At 70.8% G+C, this 13,251-nt stretch carries 15 protein-coding genes; 9 read left to right on the top strand and 6 right to left on the bottom strand.

All coding sequences use genetic code 11. From position 1 onward, the window contains the following. Window positions 1–35 precede the first annotated feature (35 nt). Window positions 36–1,550: an APC family permease gene (locus DLJ59_RS31505; protein WP_124777495.1), complete on the top strand. Its 1,515-nt coding sequence runs from the start codon at window positions 36–38 to the stop codon at window positions 1,548–1,550. Beyond that, window positions 1,547–2,137, top strand: a complete 591-nt coding sequence (locus tag DLJ59_RS31500) for a GNAT family N-acetyltransferase (RefSeq protein ID WP_124777493.1) — start codon at window positions 1,547–1,549, stop codon at window positions 2,135–2,137. The genes DLJ59_RS31505 and DLJ59_RS31500 overlap by 4 nt, the downstream gene beginning before the upstream one ends. A 114-nt stretch (window positions 2,138–2,251) precedes the next feature. Here DLJ59_RS31500 and DLJ59_RS31495 read toward each other — a convergent pair whose 3' ends face one another. After that, the gene (locus DLJ59_RS31495) at window positions 2,252–3,076 is read right to left on the bottom strand and encodes a SigB/SigF/SigG family RNA polymerase sigma factor (RefSeq protein WP_124777491.1); all 825 of its coding nucleotides are present in this window, start codon (window positions 3,074–3,076) and stop codon (window positions 2,252–2,254) included. Between the two features lie 378 nt (window positions 3,077–3,454). Between DLJ59_RS31495 and DLJ59_RS31490 the strand changes: the two genes are divergently transcribed. Then, complete coding sequence (locus tag DLJ59_RS31490) at window positions 3,455–4,204, top strand: hypothetical protein (protein ID WP_124777489.1); 750 nt, start codon at window positions 3,455–3,457, stop codon at window positions 4,202–4,204. Here the strand turns inward: DLJ59_RS31490 and DLJ59_RS31485 are convergent. Beyond that, complete coding sequence (locus tag DLJ59_RS31485) at window positions 4,153–5,742, bottom strand: phospholipase D family protein (protein ID WP_124777487.1); 1,590 nt, start codon at window positions 5,740–5,742, stop codon at window positions 4,153–4,155. The two genes, DLJ59_RS31490 and DLJ59_RS31485, sit on opposite strands and share 52 nt — an antisense overlap. A 134-nt stretch (window positions 5,743–5,876) precedes the next feature. Here DLJ59_RS31485 and DLJ59_RS37980 point away from each other — a divergent pair, with 134 nt between their 5' ends. Further along, entirely contained in the window at window positions 5,877–6,005 is a 129-nt protein-coding gene (locus tag DLJ59_RS37980; protein WP_279635791.1) for a hypothetical protein, read from the top strand. A gap of 63 nt (window positions 6,006–6,068) precedes the next feature. Here DLJ59_RS37980 and DLJ59_RS31480 read toward each other — a convergent pair whose 3' ends face one another. Both DLJ59_RS31480 and DLJ59_RS31475 read right to left on the bottom strand, forming a co-directional pair. Beyond that, window positions 6,069–7,055: a pirin family protein gene (locus DLJ59_RS31480; RefSeq protein WP_124777485.1), complete on the bottom strand. Its 987-nt coding sequence runs from the start codon at window positions 7,053–7,055 to the stop codon at window positions 6,069–6,071. 11 nt (window positions 7,056–7,066) lie between these two features. Next, window positions 7,067–7,549 (bottom strand): MarR family winged helix-turn-helix transcriptional regulator, encoded by a 483-nt coding sequence (locus DLJ59_RS31475; RefSeq protein WP_124777483.1) that lies wholly within the window; start codon window positions 7,547–7,549, stop codon window positions 7,067–7,069. A 158-nt stretch (window positions 7,550–7,707) separates the two neighbouring features. Between DLJ59_RS31475 and DLJ59_RS31470 the strand changes: the two genes are divergently transcribed. Continuing rightward, window positions 7,708–8,241, top strand: a complete 534-nt coding sequence (locus tag DLJ59_RS31470) for a GNAT family N-acetyltransferase (RefSeq protein WP_124777481.1) — start codon at window positions 7,708–7,710, stop codon at window positions 8,239–8,241. A gap of 9 nt (window positions 8,242–8,250) precedes the next feature. Here the strand turns inward: DLJ59_RS31470 and DLJ59_RS31465 are convergent, their stop codons facing one another. Continuing rightward, window positions 8,251–8,739 carry an FBP domain-containing protein gene (locus tag DLJ59_RS31465; protein ID WP_124777479.1) on the bottom strand — a complete coding sequence of 163 codons (489 nt, stop codon included), beginning with the start codon at window positions 8,737–8,739 and terminating at the stop codon, window positions 8,251–8,253. A 60-nt stretch (window positions 8,740–8,799) separates the two neighbouring features. Here DLJ59_RS31465 and DLJ59_RS31460 point away from each other — a divergent pair, with 60 nt between their 5' ends. Together DLJ59_RS31460 and DLJ59_RS31455 are read left to right on the top strand one after the other, a co-directional pair. Next, the gene (locus DLJ59_RS31460; RefSeq protein ID WP_124777476.1) at window positions 8,800–9,369 is read left to right on the top strand and encodes a TetR/AcrR family transcriptional regulator; all 570 of its coding nucleotides are present in this window, start codon (window positions 8,800–8,802) and stop codon (window positions 9,367–9,369) included. Window positions 9,370–9,458: 89 nt separating this feature from the next. After that, window positions 9,459–10,046 carry a DUF1684 domain-containing protein gene (locus DLJ59_RS31455; protein ID WP_124777472.1) on the top strand — a complete coding sequence of 196 codons (588 nt, stop codon included), beginning with the start codon at window positions 9,459–9,461 and terminating at the stop codon, window positions 10,044–10,046. A 48-nt stretch (window positions 10,047–10,094) separates the two neighbouring features. On the opposite strand, the gene DLJ59_RS31450 is transcribed toward DLJ59_RS31455, so the two are convergent. After that, window positions 10,095–10,682, bottom strand: a complete 588-nt coding sequence (locus DLJ59_RS31450; RefSeq protein WP_124777469.1) for a YflT domain-containing protein — start codon at window positions 10,680–10,682, stop codon at window positions 10,095–10,097. A gap of 109 nt (window positions 10,683–10,791) precedes the next feature. On the opposite strand from DLJ59_RS31450, the gene DLJ59_RS31445 reads away from it, so the two are divergent. Continuing rightward, window positions 10,792–12,621 carry a glycoside hydrolase family 15 protein gene (locus DLJ59_RS31445; protein ID WP_124777497.1) on the top strand — a complete coding sequence of 610 codons (1,830 nt, stop codon included), beginning with the start codon at window positions 10,792–10,794 and terminating at the stop codon, window positions 12,619–12,621. A gap of 106 nt (window positions 12,622–12,727) precedes the next feature. Continuing rightward, window positions 12,728–13,240 carry a metallophosphoesterase family protein gene (locus tag DLJ59_RS31440; protein ID WP_124777466.1) on the top strand — a complete coding sequence of 171 codons (513 nt, stop codon included), beginning with the start codon at window positions 12,728–12,730 and terminating at the stop codon, window positions 13,238–13,240. The last annotated feature ends 11 nt before the right edge of the window (window positions 13,241–13,251 follow it).

Genomic DNA, 13,251 nt, shown 5'->3' with positions numbered 1-13,251 from the left:
CCCCCAACCCTCCCCTCGACAATCGGAGTAGTCGTATGCCCCCGACATCGACAGTCGACCGACCCAGCAACGTCTCCGAAGCCCTGGCCCGAGGTCGCCTCGGCATCCCGTCGGTGATCTTCTTCGTCCTCTCCGCCGCCGCACCGCTGACCGTGGTGGCCGGCGTCGTCACCACCGGCTACGGCGTCATCGGGGTGACCGGAATCCCGTTGGCCTTCCTGCTGATCGCCGCGGTGCTCGCGCTCTTCTCGGTGGGTTACGTGGCGATGTCCCGCCGGGTGGAGAACGCCGGCGCCTTCTACGCCTACGTCTCCCGTGGCCTCGGCCGACCGGCCGGCGTGGGCGCCGCCTGGGTCGCGCTGATCGCGTACAACGCGCTGCAGGTCGGGCTGTACGGCACCATCGGCGCGGCGGCCCAGCCGGTGCTCGACCGGCTCTTCGGCGGGCACCCGCACTGGGCCGTCGTGGCCCTGGTGGCCTGGGCGTTGGTCGGCCTGCTCGGCCTGCTCCGGGTGGACCTCAACGGCATGGTCCTGGCCGCGCTGCTGGTCGCCGAGATCGTGGTGGTCCTCGTCTTCGACCTGGGACAGATCAGCAACCCGGCCGACGGTCAGGTCAGCTTCGCCTCGTTCTCACCGGACAACCTCTTCGTGCCCGGCCTCGGCGCGGTGCTGGTGCTGGCCATCCTCGGCTTCGTCGGCTTCGAGTCGGCGGTGGTCTTCAGCGAGGAGAGCAAGGACCCGAAGCGGACGGTGCCGTTGGCCACCTACCTCTCGGTGGCGATCATCGCCGGGCTGTACGCGCTGTCGTCCTGGACCATGACGGTCGCCGTCGGGCAGGACCAGATCGTCGCCGCGGCCGGCGAGCAGAGCGTCGAGCTGATCTTCAACCTGGCCGCCGCGCAACTCGGCGACACCGTGGTCACCATCGGGCAGGTGCTCTTCCTGACCTCGGTGCTGGCCGCGATGATCTCGTTCCACAACACCACGGCCCGCTACACGTTCGCGCTGGGCCGGGAGCGGGTGCTGCCGGCGGTGTTCGGGCAGACCTCGGCCCGTACCGGGGCGCCGCGGGCCGCCTCGGTGGCGCAGAGCGTCCTCGGACTGCTGGTCATCCTGCTGTACGCGATCAACGACTGGGACCCGGTGGTCCAGTTGTTCTTCTGGGTCGGCACCACCGGCGGCTTCGGCGTGCTGCTGTTGATCGCCACCACCTCGGTGGCGGTGATCGGCTACTTCGCCCGCTCCGGCGGCAACGGCGAGAACCTCTGGCGGCGGGCCGTCGCACCCGGCCTGGCCACCATCGCGCTCTTCGTGATCATCTGGTTGGCCGTGTCGAACTTCGCCAACCTGCTCGGCGTCTCCCCGGACTCCAACCTGCGTTGGGCGCTGCCCGCCGTGTACCCGGTGGCTGCGCTGCTGGGCATCGGCTGGGCCCTGCTGCTGCGCAGCAACCGCCCGGACACGTACGCCCGGATCGGTCTGGGCGCGGCGAGCGCCGCCGCCGTGGTCAAGCCGGAGGCGCCGGCCGCCGTGGAGGTCACCCGATGAGCGTTGTCATCGAGCGGCTCGGGCCGGAGGAGACCAGCCTTGTGGCGGGGCGGATCGCCGAGGCGTTCATCGTCCTGGAGGTGACGAGCTGGCTGGTCCCGGACGCGAGCAAGCGGGAAGCCGTGCTGGCCGGCGACTTCGAGATCCTGGTCGGGCACGCGATGCGACACGGCATGGTCCACGCCACGGCGGACCGGGCCTCGGTCGCGGTCTGGCTTCCGTCGGTCGGCGAGCCGGCGCCGCCGCCGGCGGACTACGACGCCCGACTGGCCGCCGCCTGCGGCGAGTGGACCGACCGGTTCCAGCACCTCGACGAGCTGTTCGCGGCGAACCATCCGCATCCGGATCACCACCACCTGGCGTTCCTGGCGACCCGGCCCGATCAGCAGGGGCAGGGGTTGGGTAGCGCGTTGATGCGGCACCACCACGCCTGGCTGGACGCCAACGGGATGCCGGCGTACCTGGAGGCGAGCAGCCCGCGCAGCCGGGACCTGTACGCGAAGCACGGCTATCTGGCCGGCGAGCCGTTCCGGGTGCCCGACGGCACGCCGTTCTGGCCGATGTGGCGGGAACCGGTCGGTCGCTGAACCGGTCGGGTCGACGCGGCGGTCCGCCAGGCGGTCGCGCTGTCCCGTACGCGTGACAATACGGAGAACGAGCAGGGCCGGGTCCGTGGACCCGGCCCTGCTCGCGTGAACCGGTCAGTACGTGCCGTCGAGCTGGCCGCGCAGCTTGGTCAGCGCCCGGGTCAGCAGCCGCGAGACGTGCATCTGCGAGACGCCGATCTGGTCGGCGATCTGCGACTGGGTCAGGTTGCCGTAGAAGCGCAGCGTGAGGATCTTCTGCTCGCGCTCGTCGAGGGTGGCCAGTGCCGGGCCGAGGGCGACCCGCAGCTCGGCCAGCTCGAACTCGCTGTCCTCGCCGCCGAGCATGTCGCCCAGCTCGGTGGCGCGCTCGCCGTCGCCGGTCGGGGTGGACAGCGACACGGCGTTGTACGCGCGGGCGCCTTCCAGGCCCTCCAGCACCTCTTCCTCGGTGAGCTTGAGGTGGGCGGCGATGTCGGCGACCGTCGGCGAGCGGCCGAGGGTCTGCAGGAGCGAGCTGTTGGCGTCGGAGATGGCGAGCCGCAGTTCCTGGAGCCGGCGGGGGACCCGGATGTCCCAGGTGCGGTCGCGGAAGTGGCGCTTGAGCTCGCCGATGATGGTGGGGATCGCGTAACCGGCGAAGTCGACACCGCGCGAGGGGTCGAACTTGTCGATGGCCTTGATCAGGCCGATCGCGGCGGTCTGCGCCAGGTCGTCGTTGGGCTCGCCGCGCCCGCTGTAGCGGTGGGCCAGGTGGTTGGCGAGCGGCAGCCAGGCCTCGATCGCCCGGTCACGCAGCGCGGGGCGCGACGGGTGGTTGGCGGGCAGCGCCGCCATCGCGTTGAGCAGGTCGGCGGCGCTGTCGGTGAGAGCGCGCGGGTCGAGCTTGGTGGTGGCCTTGACGGCGGTGCTCGACTGCTCGGTGATCGTTGGCGCGGTCATGGGTGGTCCTCCCTGCACCTCGTCCGCGGACAAAGAGACGTGACGCTTTGGTTTAGCTTCCAATGGGCCGTTCGGGAGTCACCTTAACCTGATCGTCTGCTCGAAATCTAGCCGAAAGGCTGATGTACTTAAGGCGTGTTCTATCAAAAAAGGGGCAAACGGTCCGGAAGTTCGGATGGCTGTGAGGATGCTTACCAGCCTTCCCGGGCCGCAGGGTCGCTGGCTGGTCGTCCCACCGGCTCGGCCGATCGGTCCTCGGGCCACGTCGACTGGTCAACATGAAATCCGACAAGTCGGCAGGAGTGTCGACTATCCGTCGTTGTCCCGCTGGCGGGACCGGCCGTAGCGTCGCCTGTACACACCCGGTTCGGAGGCACCGTGCTCGATCCAGCCGCTCCCCAGCTCGTCGTGAACAGCCGCACCCTCTACTTCAGTTGGCTGCCGGCGGATCCCGACGCCGTCGCCGCCCTGGTTCCGCCGGGGCTCTGCCCCCGCCCCGACCGGCAGGTCTTCCTCAACCAGTACATCGTCGACGACGAGACGCAGACCTCCGGCTTCGGCGCGTACTCGCTGACCTACCTGGGCGTCTCGCTCCTGGGCGTCGACGCGCCCGGCGGCCTCAACGCGGGTGGCTGGTGGACCCACTACGTCTCCTCCAGCCGACTGGTCCGTGAGTACGCTGTCGCCCGCGGCGCCCCGGTGCACGCCGGGCGCACCCGGATCGAGGTGAACGGCGAGGACCTGCTCTCCGAGACGGGGATCGACGGCACGACGTTGATCCGGGCCCGGTGCCGGGTGGGGGAGACCGGGCACGCGATCAGCAGCGGGCACCACCGCTACTTCACCCGACGCGACGGCCAGCTGCTCAGCTCTGCCTACCCGTTCGTCGCCGAGCCGGTCGCCCCGTTCGAGGTCGAGTCGGTGGAGTTCCTCCAGCGCGACCACCCGATCTACGCGCTGCGCCCGGCCAACCCGCTGACCATCGGCTTCGGCTACTACTCACCGCGCTCGTCGTTCGCCTATCCCGGTGGGCTGAGCGTGTACCGGGTGGCCGCCCCCGAGCCGACCCGGCCGCTTCACCAGGTGCCAGCCAGTCTCGCGCGCAGCGGCCTGCCGTCCGGGTCGTAGACCAACCGGTACACCGGCAGCGCCCAGGCCCGCGTGTACCACGGCAGTCGCGCGGGGCGGTGCGGGCGCAGCCGCCCGGGCGGGCGTTCACCCACCTGGCCGTCGTCGTACCACCGCTGCAATGCGTCGGCGGCGGCGGTGACAGCCGCCACGGCGTCCGCCGGGTCCAGCAGGTCGGCGTCCTCCAGGCCGTCCGGATCACGGTCCAGATGCTCGCGCCACAGCCGCAGTCGCAGGTCCCGGGCGAAGCTCCGCGCGCCGTCGCCCCGCCCGGCGGGGTCGGTGGGCTCCCGCTGGTCCGGAATCTCGTCGAGCACCGCACAGGACAACTCGCTGTCGTGCGTCCAGGACCGCCGGTTGAAGTTGTCGCTGCCCACGCTGGCCCAGACGTCGTCGACCACACACACCTTGGCGTGCACGTAGACCGGCTCGCCGGCCTGGTTCTCCACGTCGAACACGTGCACCCGGTCCGGTGCGGCCCGCTCGCAGAGCGACAGCGCCTGCTCGCGCCCGACCATGTTCGGCGGCAATGCCATCCTGCCGTCCACGTCCGGATGGCGCGGGACGACGGCGATCAGGTGCAGGTCCGGGTTGTCCCGCAGCGCGTGCGCGAACAGGTCGGCGACCTCGGCCGACCAGAGGTACTGATCTTCGAGGTAGATGAGTCGGCGGGCACGACGGACGGCCTTGGTGTACCCCCGGGCCACGGTGCGCTCCCCGTCCGGTGCGAACGAGTAGCGGGGACGGACGGCGGGATAGGTGCGCAGCACCTGGATCTGGTGCGGACCGCAGGGTGGCGGATCCGCCGGTTGCTCGGGCAGCGGGTCGGGGCGCAGGTCGGAACCGCGCAGCCGATCCCGCAGATAGGCCATCGGGTTCTCCGAGTCCAGGGGCATCGGGTCGGTCCAGCGCTCCCGGAACAGGGTGTCCAACGCGCCGACCACCGGACCGCGCACCGCGAGCTGCACGTCGTGCCAGGGCGGATGGGGCCCGTACCGGGGGGACATCTGCACCGGCTGCGGATCCCCGTGGTGCGCGCCGTCGTCGCGGCGGCTGTGGCACAGGTCGATCCCACCGGCGAAGGCGACATCCCGCTCGGGCGCCTCCGGGTGCCGCAGCACCACGAGCTTCTGGTGATGTGAGCCGCCGCGCCGGACCCGTTGGTCCAGCAGCACCTCCCCACCGGCGGCCGAGATCGTCTCGCTGAGGTCGCGGTTCTCCGCCTCGCTGTACGCCAGGACATCGAGGTGCGAGCGCCAGATCAACCCCTTGACCACCACACCGCGTTGCGCGGCCTGTGCGAAGAGCTGGACCACGGTGGGACCGTCCGGGCGCAGCCGCTGGTCCGGGTCACCCCGCCAGTCGGTGAAGAACAGATGGTCGCCGGGGCCCAGGGCCTCGACCTCATCGACCAGCCGGTCGAAGTAGGCGGCACCGTGAATCAACGGCTCAGCGAGGTTTCCCGTGGTCCACACGGGTATCCCAGAGACCGGGTTGGCGCGTTCCTCTGCGGTGAGAAACCAGTCCTGCAACGGCACCGTCCAGCCCTCCTGGAGGTCGGCAACGTCCTCACGGTAGGACCCCCACCCCGGGTCCGCACGCCAGGCCGACCGACCGGTGACCTGGCCAACGCCAGCGGAAGCGACGCGACAACAGCCGAGGAGGCCACACCATGCCCCGCGAGACGACGAACCCCGTGACCGAGAACCGCGAGCCGGCGGTGGAGAGCGAGCGGGGTGCGCTGGTAGCGGTGTTGGTGATGGTGATTCTGGGTGTCGCCGGGATCTTTGCGATCTCGTGAGGCGGCGCCGAGGCCCCCGGGTGAAGCGGAGGCGCCGGCGCCGATCTCAGCGGTCGAGCGTGGTCAGGGCCGGGTGCCCTGACCGCCGGTGTGCGGAAGCCGCTCGGTGGGGACCACGCCCAGGCGACCGGCCTGGAAGTCCTCGAATGCCTGGAGCAGGTCGTCGCGGGTGTTCATCACGAATGGGCCGTACTGTGCCACCGGCTCCCGGATCGGCCGGCCGCCCATGATGTAGAGGTCCAGCGCCGGGGTGTTGCTGTCCTGCACGGTGTCGGCGCTGAACCGCAGCGCGTCACCCGGGCCGTGCACCGCGAGCTGGCCGGTACGCACCGGCCGCCGGTCGGCACCGACAGTGCCGCGACCGCCCAGCACGTACACCAGGGCGTTGAAGTCGGGCCGCCAGGGCAGGTCGACCTGTGCGCCCGGCTGCGCGGTGACGTGCGTGATGGTGATCGGGGTGAAGGTCGAACCCGGGCCGCGGTGCCCGGCGACCTCGCCGGCGATGACCCGGATCAGCGCGCCGCCGTCGGGCGTGGTGAGCAGCGCCGACTCGCGACCCCGGATGTCCTGGTAGCGGGGCGGGTTCATCTTGGCCGAGCGGGGCAGGTTGACCCACAGTTGGGTGCCGTGGAAGAGCCCGCCGCTCACCACCAGGTGCTCCGGTGGCGCCTCGATGTGCAGCAGGCCGCTGCCCGCTGTCATCCACTGGGTGTCGCCGTCGGTGATGGTGCCGCCACCGCCGTTCGAGTCCTGGTGGTCGAAGACACCGTCGATGATGTAGGTGACGGTCTCGAAGCCGCGGTGCGGGTGCCACGGGGTGCCCTTGGGCTCGCCCGGCGCGTAGTCGACCTCGCCCATCTGGTCGAGGTGGATGAACGGGTCCAGGTCGGCGGTCGACACCCCGGCGAAGGCGCGACGGACCGGGAAGCCCTCACCCTCGAAGCCGCTGGGCGCCGTGGTCACCGTGCGGACCGGGCGGATCGTGCTGGCCTCGTCGAGCCGAGGCAGGCGGGGTAGAACGAGAACGTTGTCGACGGTGATCGCGGGCATGTCGAGGGCTCCTAACGTGGGGCTGGGGTGGTCGAGCTGGCCCGCGATGCCCGCAGGCGCTCGCCGAGCCGATCGAAGACCCGGGTGAGGCAGGCGACCTCGGCATCGTCGAGGTCGTCCATCAGGTGGGTCCGCACCGACGCCAGGTGGTGGGGTGCGGCTTCCCGTAGGGCGAGCAGCCCGGCGGCGGTGAGGACCGCCTCGCTGCCGCGCCGGTCGTCCGGGCAGGGCTCCTTGCTGACCAGGCCACGGCGCTGCATGGAGGAGACCTGGTAGGTGAGGCGGCTGGGCGAGAAGATCAACCGGCTGGCCAGCTCGCCCATTCGTAGCCGTTGCCCGGGTGCCTCGGAGAGCAGGACCAGCACGTGGTAGTCGGCGAAGCTGAGCTCGCTGTCGGCCCGCAGGTCCTCTTCCAACTGCGTGTAGAGACGCTGACTGGCCTCGATGTAGGTGCGCCAGGCGGCCTCTCGGGTGCTGTCCAGGCTCTCGGTCACGCTCACGACGATAGCAGTCTTTCAAAATTTAACTAACACGTTTTGACGTTGCCTGTATCACTTTCCTGCCGTCCACACGGCCGACTCGTACAGCTTTGAAGGAAAGTCGCGGTAATCCGGCGGCGCGGAGGCCGTCCGTTGTGCCAGACTCCGGCCTCGTGGAACACGTGGAACTTGCTGCCGCCGACCTGTTGCTGCGCCCCTGGCGAGACGAGGATGCTCCGGCGGTGCGCGACGCCCTCCGGGACCCGGCGATCGCCCAGTGGAACCCGCAGGGCGGCGACCCGATCGACGACGAGGTCGCGCTGCTGTGGGTGCGCCGCCGAGCCGACTGGTCCACCGGCGGCCATGCCTCGATGGCGGTCACCGCGGCCGCCGACGGCAAACTGCTCGGCTCGGTGTCGCTGCACCGCATCCACGACGGCGACGCGTCCATCGGCTACTGGACGGTGCCGGCGGCCCGGGGGCGGCAGGTGGCGGTGCGGGCCGTCGTCCGGCTCACCGACTGGGCGTTCGCGGATCTCGGGCTGCACCGGGTGGAGCTGTGTCACGCGGTGGCCAACCCGGCGTCCTGCCGGGTGGCCGAGCGCGCCGGTTACCCGGCCGAGGGGACCCTGCGCGAGTCGTACCGGTACGGCGACGGCCGCCGCTACGACGAGCACCTGCACGCCCGCCTCGCCACCGACCGCTAGCCACGGGCGTCACTCGGCGACCTTGCGGAGGAACGTCGCGAGGGCGGTCCTGACACGGTCGATCCGCTCCGGTAGGGGCAGCGGCTCGGGCATGCGCGGCTCGGAGCGCTTCTTGCCCCGCAGGTAGAGCGAACAGGCCAGGTCGGAGCAGATGTACGTGCCCACGGAGTCACCCTGACGGCCGCCCGGGCCGGCCTTGCGGGCGGTCATCAACGAGACGCCGTCGCCGAGGTGTGTGGTCAGGCAGAGCGAGCACATGCTGTGCCGCGCCCGCCCGGTCTGGTGTGTCGCGGCCCGCAGCACCACCCCGACGAGCCGGCCCTCGGATTCGGTGACCAGGTAGGCCCGCTGCGGCGCGGCTGGGTCCCGCCAGCCGAGGAAGTCGAGGTCGTCCCAGGGGCGCGTCTCAAGATCTTTCGGTACGGCCATCCGCTTCGCCTCACCCTGTGTGCAGTTGACGAAGGATTTGCGGATGGCGGACTCGGTAACGGCTAACATAGGTAGTAGCCTAGCCCTCTTAGGCAAACGATTATTTAGGCTAGGTTGGGAGTGTGCTGCATGGCACGTGCCAAGGTGACCGTCGAGCGCCTGACGCTGGCCGGTGCCGAACTGGCCGACGAGGTGGGCGTGGAGAACGTCACTGTTGCCGCCCTCGCCCGCCAGTTCGGGGTGAAGGACGCGAGCCTGTACTTCCACCTCAAGAACGCACACGACCTACGGGTCCGGATCGCCCTGCTGGCGTTGGCGGAGCTGGCCGACCGGGTCGCCGCCGCGCTCGCCGGTCGGGCCGGCAAGGACGCGCTGGTGGCGTTCGCCAACGCGTACCGCGACTATGCGCGAGAGCACCCGGGCCGCTACGCCGCCATGCAGATCGACCTGGACCCGGAGACCGCCCTGACGAGCGCGGGAGTCCGGCACGCCGAGATGACCCGGGCGATCCTGCGCGGCTACCGGCTCTCCGAGCCCGACCAGACCGACGCGGTGCGGATGATGCACAGCACGTTCCACGGATTCGTGAGCCTGGAGAAGACCGGCAGCTTCCGGCACACCCCGCGCCCCACCGACGACTCGTGGTCGCGCACCCTCGACGCCCTCGACGCCGTCCTCACCAACTGGCCGTCGCGCTGAGGTGCCGCAGCGCGACGGCACAGGCTGCGATGCCGCAGCGCGACGGCACAGGCTGCGATGCCGTAGCGCGACGGCATAGGCTCGATCGCGTGGATGATCTGGAGTTGGCCGACTGGCGGGAGCGGATCGCCCGGCTGTACCTGTCCGACGTCGACCTGGCCGGCTTCAGGGCCGGCCGCGACGACCTCTTCGCCACCCACCCGCAGAGCCCGATCCCCGCAGCGCAGCGGCCCGGTTTTCCCGGGGTGCGCTACTTCCCGCCCAACCCCGAGGCCGTGGTCGAGGCGCCCCTGCGCTCGGCCAGCGGCGAGCTGCGCATCGACACCGGCGGCCCCGACGGGGTGATCGCGTACCGGCGGGTGGCGGTTGCCGAGACACCATGGGGGCCGCTGACCCTGTGGTGGATCGAGGCGTACGGGGGCGGGCTGTTCGTGCCGCTGCGCGACGGCACCTGCGGGCAGGGGAGCTACGGCGGAGGTCGATACCTCACCGACACGGTCAAGGGCACCTTCGGCCGGGGGGTCCAGCTGCTGCCCGGCGACCGGGTCCGGCTCGACGCCAACTACCTCTACAACCCGAGCTGTGCCTACGATGATCGCTGGGCCTGCCCGCTGGCACCCCCGGAGAACCGGATCGACGTGCCGCTGCGCGCCGGCGAAATGGCGTACCACGACTGAAACCGCCGCCCGCCCCGAGTGCTGCCGGGACGGGCGGTCGGTCGTCGCTCAGCGGTCGGCGGCCGAGTGTCCCGGCATCTGCATCCGACCGAGCAGCTGTCGCGCCTGATCGGCGAGCTGTGCGTCGACGGTCACCGCGTACTGGCCGGCGCGCAGTGAGCTGGCCGAGGTGAAGTCGCGCTGCCCGCCCGTCATCGCGTGCGCGACCGCGCCGAACACGGCACCCCAGATCGCACCGATGACCAACCCGACCAGGATCACCGCCAGCCAGTTGCCGACGGTGAAGATGCCGAACAACAAGCCGATGAAAAGCCCGAACCAGGCGCCGGTGCCGGCGCCGAGCAGGCCGGCCCGACCGGTGGTCATGCGCCCGAGCACCGTCTCCACCAGGGTGAGGTTGGTGCCGACGATGGCGCTGCGCTCCACCGGAAAGCGGTTGTCGGCCAGATAGTCGACGACCCGCTGCGCGCTCGGATAGTCCGGGTACGAGCCGATCGTCACGGTCGGTGGGCCGGTTTCCGGCCCGTGGCCGTCCCCCGGCGGTGTCGACAGGTGGCCGGCCGGCCCGGACGGAAGCAGGTCGCCACCCTGTGTGGCGGACCGCCAGGCGGCGGTCGGCCCCGAAGCTGACGTCATGAGCATCCCCCCTCGTCAGCTCCCCGGGTTCCCCGCCAGTTCGACCGGTAACGCGGCGTCGCCGTCCGGCAGGACGGAATGGGCGCGGACTGCCGGGGTAGTCAGTCAGGTGGAGAGCGGACAGATCAGCGACTACGGCTTCCTCGCCGACGGCCGCAGCGCGGCGCTGGTGGACGCCTCGGGCTCGGTGAACTGGTGGTGCCCGGGCCGGTTCGACGCCCCGTCGGTGTTCGGGCGGTTGCTCGACGACAACGCCGGGCACTGGTCCATCCAGCCCGAGGGTGACTACCGCGTCGAACGCTGCTACCTCGACGAAACTCTGGTGCTGCGCACGGTCTTCCGCGCCGCGCAGGGCGAGGTCGCGCTGACCGACGCGCTCGCCTTCGAGCCCGGCTCGCGAGGTCACGACATCGGGTTGCACTCGCCACAGGTGCTGGTCCGTTCCGTGGAGGGACTGTCCGGCACGGTGCCGATGCGGGTGCACTACCGGCCGCGCTTCGAGTACGGCCGCACGATCGCGTACCTGGTCGAGCGGGAGGACATGCTGGAGGCCATCGCCGGGGCCGCCCGACTCACCCTGCACGGCAGCGTGCGGTTGGCCGCCGGCGACGGCGAGGCCACCGGGACGTTCACCGCCCGCGCGGGCACGAAACACAACTTCACCCTCGGGTACGCCCCGACCTACGACGCCCCACTGCCCGAGGTGCCGGACGCCGACCAGACCATCGCCGACACCGTGGCCGGCTGGCGGTCCTGGACCGACGAGCACCCATACGACGGGCTCTACGCCGAGCAGGTGCGGCGCAGCCGGCTGGTGGTGCAGGGCATGACGTACCGGCCCAGCGGCGCGGTGGTGGCCTCGGTGACCACCTCGCTGCCGGAGAAACTCGGCGGGGACCGCAACTACGACTACCGCTACGTCTGGGTGCGCGACTTCAGCATGACCCTGCGGGCCCTCTGGCGCACCGCGTGCCTGGACGAGGTACAACGGCAGTTCACCTGGTTGGGCCGGGCGATGGGCCGCATCGACGACAGGCCGGTGCCCATCATGTACGGGGTGCTGGGGGAACGGGACCTCACCGAGCACCGCCTCGAACAGCTCGGCGGCTACCGCGACAGTCCACCGGTGGTGATCGGCAACGACGCGTGGCAACAGCGGCAGACCGACATCTTCGGCGAGACGTTGGATGCCGCCTGGTTGATGCGCGACAAGCTGGAGCCGCTGGACACGCAGGTGCGCCACGTTCTCCGGGTGCTCGCCGACCAGGCCGCACAGGACTGGGCGTTGCCCGACGCGGGCATGTGGGAGGAGCGCGGCATGCAGCACCACCACGTGTCCTCGAAGGTGCAGTGCTGGGTCGCCCTGGATCGGGCGGTTCGCTTCGGTGACGAGCTCGGCGAGCCGCAGGACGTGGCTCGCTGGGCGGCCGCCCGTGACGCGGTGCGCGCGGAGGTGCTTGAGCGGGGCTGGAACGAGCGGGTCCAGTCGTACGTCGGGAGTTTCGAATCCGACGAGCTGGACGCGTCGGTGTTGATGATGCCGCTGGTCGGATTCCTGCCGGCCGACGACCCGCGGATGCGCTCGACGATCCGCGCGGTGGAGCAGCGCCTCTCCCATGACGGCCTGCTACGGCGCTGGGGCGACGACCCGGCGGGGTTTCTCATCTGCTCGTTCTGGCTGGTGTGTTGTCTGGCGCTGGCCGGTGAGCGGGACCGGGCGCACGAGTTGTTCCGGGGATTGGCGGAGCGGGTCAACGACCTCGGCCTGTTCGCCGAACAGATCGACCCGCTGACCGGGGAGCAGCTGGGCAACTTTCCCCAGGCGTTCTCCCACATCGGCCTGATCAACGCCGCCGGGGTGCTGACCGACGTCGAGCGGGACCCGACGCTGCGGGAGAGCGGAATGCCCCCGGCGTACTTCTCCCCGCTGCGCCAGTGAGCCGCAACGCGACCGGTCGGGAGATGCTGCGCCCCGCCCCTTCTTGCTGGCATCCGTCCACTCGCGTCACCGCGTGGACGGTAGCGGCTCGGGGGACAATGCGGGTATGCGGCTGGTGCTCACGGCGGACACCCACGTACCGAAGCGGGCCCGGGACCTACCCGGGCCCCTCTGGGCGGCGATCGAGGCGGCCGACGTGGTGGTGCACGCCGGTGACTGGGTGGACGAGGCGCTGCTCGACGCCATGACCGCGCGGTCGCGCCGACTGGTCGGGGTGTACGGAAACAACGACGGCCCGGCGCTGCGCGCTCGGCTGCCGGAGGTGGCCCGGGTCGAGCTCGACGGCCTGCGGGTCGCTGTGGTGCACGAGACCGGGCCACGCACCGGCCGTGAGAAGCGGTGCGCGGCCCGTTTTCCCGACGTCGACCTGCTGATCTTCGGGCATTCGCACATCCCCTGGGACACCGAGGCACCCGGTGGGCTTCGCCTGCTCAACCCCGGCTCACCCACCGATCGCCGCGCCCAACCCCACGCCACCTACCTCACCGCCGAGGTGCACGAGGGCAGCCTGACCACTGTGCAACTACACCGCCTGCCCCTGTCTCTTATACCCATCTGACGCTGCCGACG

The organism is Micromonospora inaquosa, from assembly GCF_003857055.1.
GTDB lineage: Bacteria > Actinomycetota > Actinomycetes > Mycobacteriales > Micromonosporaceae > Micromonospora > Micromonospora inaquosa.
Note: the sequence above shows the minus strand (reverse complement) of the source record. Positions and strands in the feature narration are given on the sequence as shown.

What these genes read in the sequence shown, in the direction of transcription:
- DLJ59_RS31505 (WP_124777495.1), top strand. Translation starts at nt 36, where the DNA reads ATGCCCCCGACATCGACAGTCGACCGACCCAGCAACGTCTCCGAAGCC.
- DLJ59_RS31500 (WP_124777493.1), top strand. Translation starts at nt 1,547, where the DNA reads ATGAGCGTTGTCATCGAGCGGCTCGGGCCGGAGGAGACCAGCCTTGTG.
- DLJ59_RS31495 (WP_124777491.1), bottom strand. Translation starts at nt 3,076, where the DNA reads ATGACCGCGCCAACGATCACCGAGCAGTCGAGCACCGCCGTCAAGGCC.
- DLJ59_RS37980 (WP_279635791.1), top strand. Translation starts at nt 5,877, where the DNA reads ATGCCCCGCGAGACGACGAACCCCGTGACCGAGAACCGCGAGCCGGCG.
- DLJ59_RS31480 (WP_124777485.1), bottom strand. Translation starts at nt 7,055, where the DNA reads ATGCCCGCGATCACCGTCGACAACGTTCTCGTTCTACCCCGCCTGCCT.
- DLJ59_RS31465 (WP_124777479.1), bottom strand. Translation starts at nt 8,739, where the DNA reads ATGTTAGCCGTTACCGAGTCCGCCATCCGCAAATCCTTCGTCAACTGC.
- DLJ59_RS31460 (WP_124777476.1), top strand. Translation starts at nt 8,800, where the DNA reads ATGGCACGTGCCAAGGTGACCGTCGAGCGCCTGACGCTGGCCGGTGCC.
- DLJ59_RS31450 (WP_124777469.1), bottom strand. Translation starts at nt 10,682, where the DNA reads ATGACGTCAGCTTCGGGGCCGACCGCCGCCTGGCGGTCCGCCACACAG.
- DLJ59_RS31440 (WP_124777466.1), top strand. Translation starts at nt 12,728, where the DNA reads ATGCGGCTGGTGCTCACGGCGGACACCCACGTACCGAAGCGGGCCCGG.